This is a genomic window from Streptococcus thoraltensis DSM 12221 (genome assembly GCF_000380145.1).
Taxonomy (GTDB): Bacteria; Bacillota; Bacilli; order Lactobacillales; family Streptococcaceae; genus Streptococcus; species Streptococcus thoraltensis.
The window spans coordinates 1-1678 of the sequence record NZ_KB904626.1; the positions used below are offsets into that span (position 1 = coordinate 1).

Consider the following 1678-nt stretch of genomic DNA (forward strand, 5'->3'; position numbering starts at 1 on the left):
TCAAATAGAAGCTTTTCTCCAGATTGCTCAAGTAAAGCACCTCTATTTAAGACCATCAGTTTACGGCTTCCTTCTTTTAAATAAACAATACTTCCTATGGGTAACATCATATATCCTTTCAAAAGTTGAAAATTTTATTAATAACATTGCTGTAGTAGTCATCTATCACTTCGATACATAGAGGCAATACATGTCTATTAGAATAAACAATTTTTGTCAAATTTCTGATTCATATTTTGCAAGTTTATCAACAATATAGTACTGCCATTTAACTTGTGGCTGCACAGCGCCAGTTGCTATTAATAGAAAAATAAATATTATTAAAGTAGTTCCGAACCATGAAGGTAAATTTCCTAAGTACATAAAAGCTAGTGAGGAACCAGATACTAACATTGCGGCAAAAATTTGGTTGAATATCATAAAAAGATTAAATCTTATTGACTTTTCAGGTCGAATTTTATAGTAAATAGGACTCTGGATTTTCCTACCTAGCAAATTTTCTATGCTTTTCTAACTAACTAGGTAAACGGACTGTAAAATAAGAAATGCTAATATTAAGCCAATCACTAGTAAAGTCCATTTGATTGTCATGGGCATAGTTGTATTAGGATGTTCAAAAGGATTATAATTTTTCAAACGTGACCAAGAATTGAAAAATACAACTAAACCAACAATTAATGAAGTTGGAATAGTGAATTTACTTGCCTTTGAGTGTTTGAAATTCATTTTGGAATATTCTTCATCTGTAATAGGAAAAACATTTTGATAAAAAAACCAACTTGATGGAATAAAAAAATAAACAAGCAAATGACGAGGGCGCCTATCTAATAAATAATGTTGTTCATCAACCTGAAAGAGAACATAGCGCATATTTCCTTTACTGTAAAATTGAATAGTTTCCATATTTCTCCTTAATCAAATGGATTAATAGTACTCCAGCCATCTGAAACCGCATTTCCAATACTATCAGACATATCAGAAGCCCAATTTTTAGTATCTTCAATACCTTTCGACAAAGCTTGACCAACGCTTTTACCCGCATCATCTAACCATTCTCCTGCTGTATCCAGACCATCTTGAAGACCAAGAAAGTTATTCTCATAAGCTAAATCAAATAGTCTACTCACAGTCCAACCTGCTGCAAGACTAAGCGCTCCCGCTCCAACTGCCACCCAGCCAACTGGGTTTGTAAAAGCAAGACCAACTAATGATGCTGTCCCCCAACTTAGCCCCGTTGACAAGCCATTATGAACTAATGCTTGGCCAACGGTCTTGTCATTATTAACGATGTCGTTATACATGCCAAGTCCAAAACCAAGTCCCGTCAAAACACCGCCGACACCTTTACCAACCGATGTTATGTTCGATCCATGACTGACCAGAGCCTGACCGGCACCATTCGCAACATCATCAAGCATCACAAAAGCTGTCGAAGTCCCGTCTGCTGCCGTAGTAGCTGGCCCTTTTATCCCTTCAATAACTGAGATTAGCCCACCTAGTCGCTGAATCCCAATACCGAGTTGTTCAATGGCAGTCGCTATAAGATCAAATTCTGTACTATTTTTATCGTATCGTTTCTGTGTCTCAGATAAAAATCCATTGATACCATTTAGTAACTCTGGAGATAAGGCAACCTCTGGATGTTTTTCGGCATATTGTAAAACAGTGTCAATATCAT

2 protein-coding genes and 1 pseudogene are annotated in these 1678 nt (G+C 36.2%); all 3 read right to left on the minus strand.

The window, feature by feature from the left end; genetic code table 11:
- Positions 1–107, minus strand: a 107-nt coding sequence (locus A3IA_RS13110) for a DUF4176 domain-containing protein (RefSeq protein WP_018380978.1), incomplete at its 3' end; no start/stop codon positions are given.
- A gap of 403 nt (positions 108–510) precedes the next feature.
- Positions 511–903 carry a DUF443 family protein gene (locus A3IA_RS12320; protein ID WP_018380980.1) on the minus strand — a complete coding sequence of 131 codons (393 nt, stop codon included), beginning with the start codon at positions 901–903 and terminating at the stop codon, positions 511–513.
- A gap of 8 nt (positions 904–911) precedes the next feature.
- A pseudogene (locus A3IA_RS13275) lies at positions 912–1678 on the minus strand (hypothetical protein); the annotation flags it as partial.

Coding starts and splice junctions, on each gene's coding strand:
- A3IA_RS12320 (WP_018380980.1), bottom strand. CDS start 903: ATGGAAACTATTCAATTTTACAGTAAAGGAAATATGCGCTATGTTCTC.